4 protein-coding genes are annotated in these 2,768 nt (G+C 69.6%); all 4 read right to left on the bottom strand.

The features are described from left to right. Nucleotides 1–13: 13 nt before the first annotated feature. From QTI51_RS38885 to QTI51_RS38870, 4 genes are read right to left on the bottom strand one after another with little or no spacing between them, the layout of a single operon-like run. The gene (locus QTI51_RS38885; protein ID WP_286518451.1) at nt 14–1,057 is read right to left on the bottom strand and encodes an ATP-binding SpoIIE family protein phosphatase; all 1,044 of its coding nucleotides are present in this window, start codon (nt 1,055–1,057) and stop codon (nt 14–16) included. A gap of 41 nt (nt 1,058–1,098) precedes the next feature. After that, entirely contained in the window at nt 1,099–1,503 is a 405-nt protein-coding gene (locus QTI51_RS38880; protein ID WP_132749244.1) for an anti-sigma regulatory factor, read from the bottom strand. Further along, a complete protein-coding gene (locus tag QTI51_RS38875; protein WP_116914559.1) occupies nt 1,493–1,867 on the bottom strand; it encodes an STAS domain-containing protein in 375 nt (124 codons plus the stop codon). Before QTI51_RS38875 ends, QTI51_RS38880 begins: the two co-directional genes overlap by 11 nt. Before the next feature lie 10 nt (nt 1,868–1,877). Beyond that, nucleotides 1,878–2,762 carry an STAS domain-containing protein gene (locus QTI51_RS38870; protein WP_286518448.1) on the bottom strand — a complete coding sequence of 295 codons (885 nt, stop codon included), beginning with the start codon at nt 2,760–2,762 and terminating at the stop codon, nt 1,878–1,880. Between the last annotated feature and the right edge of the window lie 6 nt (nt 2,763–2,768).

The raw sequence follows: 2,768 nt of genomic DNA, 5'->3' as shown, positions 1-2,768 counted from the left end.
TGCTGTTCATCGGTTATTCCTTTTGGCGGATCACGACGACGGTGGCGTCGTCGCGGTGCCGGGTATGGTCGCGCAAAAGAACGGCCGCCACCAGCGTGGGATCCTTCTGCAGCAGGGGCCGGATGGCGTCCACGCTCCAGCGGGTCTCGATGCCGTCGCTGTGCAGCACCACCAGCGCATGCGCAGGGAGCGCGAGCGAGGTGGTCTCGGGCTTGCGGATCTGCATGCCGGCGGTACCGTGCTGGGTGACCAGGGACTTGTCGAACACCCCCGAAAGCACCCGCCCCACGATGTTGCCGGCGCCGCAGTAGCTGACGCTGGCGGCGGCGGTGTCCACGCGCAGCGCGCACACGGCGGCGCCGCGCGTGGTCTGCAGCGCGCGGTGCACGCTTTGCACGGTGTCGCGCAGGTCGGCGTCGGGCGCCGCGGCAAAGGTGGCCGTGGCGGCTTGCGAAGCCTTGGCCGCCTCGGGGCCGTGGCCCAGGCCGTCGGCCATCAGCATGGTGAGCTGCTGGTCGCCTTGTCCGCCATGGTGGTTGGTTCCGCCATGCATCGCGGCGGCCCAGCCGTCGCCGCTGACCGTCTCGTGCGGCGCGGGCAGGCAGATGGCGCCGATGTGCAGCGGGGCCGACAGCCAAGACGGCGCGCCGTCAACCGTCTCCGCCGCCGGCGTGGGCCGCACCCGCGCCACGCTCACGGTGCCCTCGGGCACCGCGGAGTGAATGTCGAAGTCGTTTGCCAGGCGGCGCACCGCGCCCAGGCCCGTGCCCGGCGTGCTGCCAGACGAATGGCCGTCGCGCATCGCCAGCGCGATGTCGGGGATGCCGGGGCCTTCGTCGATGGAAATCAGCTCCACTTCGTCGGCCGTGTCCGGTGCGCCCTGCCCGGGGCGCACCGCCACCAGCAGCCGCCCGTTTTTCGCGTGGCGTTGCAGATTGGTGCACAGCTCGGTCACCACCAGCGCGAGCCGGCCGGCGTCGGTCTCGTTCCAGCCCAGCGCCGCCACGGCCTGCGCGGCGTGGCGCCGGGCCTCGCCGACGCGGCTGGCGTCGTCCATCGGAAAGGCCCTGTGGGTCCAGCCCCGCAGGGTGACCGCGGCTACTTCCACTTGGTGATGCTCACGCGGGTGCCTTCGCCGGCCGCCGAGGCGATGTCGAAGTCGTTCACCAGCCGCTTGCTGCCCGGCAGGCCCAGGCCCATGCCGCTGCCGCTGGTCCAGCCGTCGGTGAGCGCGAGCGCCAGGTCGGCGATGCCGGGGCCTTCGTCCTCGAAGTGCAGCAGCAGGCCGCGCCGGCCGTTGCGCTCCACGAACTCCCAGCGCATGCGCCCGCCGCCGCCGTGGATCAGCGTATTGCGCGAGAGCTCGCTGGCGGCGGTGATCATCTTGGTCTGGTCGACCAGCGAGAGCTTCAGTTCCAGACACAGCGCGCGCACCATCTGGCGGCTCGCGACGATGTTCTGCTCGGTCAGAAGCGGCAAGGTGCCGGTGAGTTCAATGGCCAAGGACGTTCTCCAGCCGTGAACGCCGAAGAAGCTCCATGCCGCGCTCCACGTTGAGCGCCGTCTTCACACCCTCGAGCGACAGCCCGAGCTCCACCAGCGTGATGGCCACCGCCGGCTGCATGCCCACCACCACCGTGGTGGCCGACAGGATGCGCGCGATGCCCGAGATGCTGGTGAGCATGCGACCCACGAACGAGTCGACGATTTCCAGCGCCGAGATGTCGATCATCACGCCCGAGGCGCCGGTGGCCGCGATGCGGTTGGCCAGGTCGTCCTGCAGGGTGAGGGCGGTCTGGTCCTGCATGTCGACCTGGATGGTCACCAGCAAGGTGTCGCCCATGCGAAGAATTGGAATGCGGTCCATGGCGTGCCGCTTACTTTTCGGCCGTGCTGCCAGCGGCAGCGCCAGAACCGACAGGCCCGCGCGTCACGCGCCAGCCGGTCTGCTGCAGCGCCAGCGCCAGCGCGTCGGCCAGCGTGGCCTTGGTGCGCACGCCCTGCAGGTCGATGCCCAGGTGCACGATGGTCTGCGCAATCTGCGGGCGAATGCCGCTGATGATGCAGTCCGCGCCCATCAGGCGAATGGCGGTGACCGTCTTCAGCAGGTGCTGCGCCACCAGCGTGTCGACCGTGGGCACGCCGGTGATGTCGATGATGGCCAGCTCGGAGCCGGTTTCCACGATGCGCTGCAGCAAGGCTTCCATCACCATCTGCGTGCGGCTGCTGTCGAGCACGCCGATCATGGGCACGGCGAGCACGCCGTCCCACAGCTTCACCACGGGGGTGGAGAGCTCGAGCAACTCTTCCTGCTGGCGGCGAATGATTTCCTCGCGCGCCTGCTGGAAGGTGCCCACGGTGTGCTGCGCCAGCTTGTCGATGGTGGTGGACAGCGCCCACAGCGCGTTCGCCATGGCGGCGGGGTCGGTGTTCAGGCGGCGCTGCACGGCGGCGAACAGCGGCTTCTTCAGCGCCAGCACGAACAGGCTGGTCTCGGCCGCAGACTGGCCCTTGGCCGCACGCGTTTTCGACAGCGCGTTCAGCGTGTCGCGCAGGCCCGCCCAGGCGGAGGCCTCAAAGCGTGCGGGGTCGGCATCGGCTTGCAGTGCGTCGCGCAGCTGGCGCAGGATGTCGGTCGCCTCGGTCTGGGCGGCGCGGCGCGCGCCGGCGTCGACCAGCTGCGCTTCGTCAAGCCAGTTGTCGACGACGTCTTTTTCTTCCTCGCGCAGGGTGGCCAGCAACGCTTGGTATTCGCTATTCATGAAGTT

Origin of the sequence: Variovorax sp. J22G73 (assembly GCF_030317035.1) — a bacterium.
GTDB lineage: Bacteria > Pseudomonadota > Gammaproteobacteria > Burkholderiales > Burkholderiaceae_C > Variovorax.
This window is presented reverse-complemented; position numbering and strand designations above follow the sequence as displayed.

Coding starts and splice junctions, on each gene's coding strand:
- QTI51_RS38885 (WP_286518451.1), bottom strand. CDS start 1,057: ATGGACGACGCCAGCCGCGTCGGCGAGGCCCGGCGCCACGCCGCGCAG.
- QTI51_RS38875 (WP_116914559.1), bottom strand. CDS start 1,867: ATGGACCGCATTCCAATTCTTCGCATGGGCGACACCTTGCTGGTGACC.
- QTI51_RS38870 (WP_286518448.1), bottom strand. CDS start 2,762: ATGAATAGCGAATACCAAGCGTTGCTGGCCACCCTGCGCGAGGAAGAA.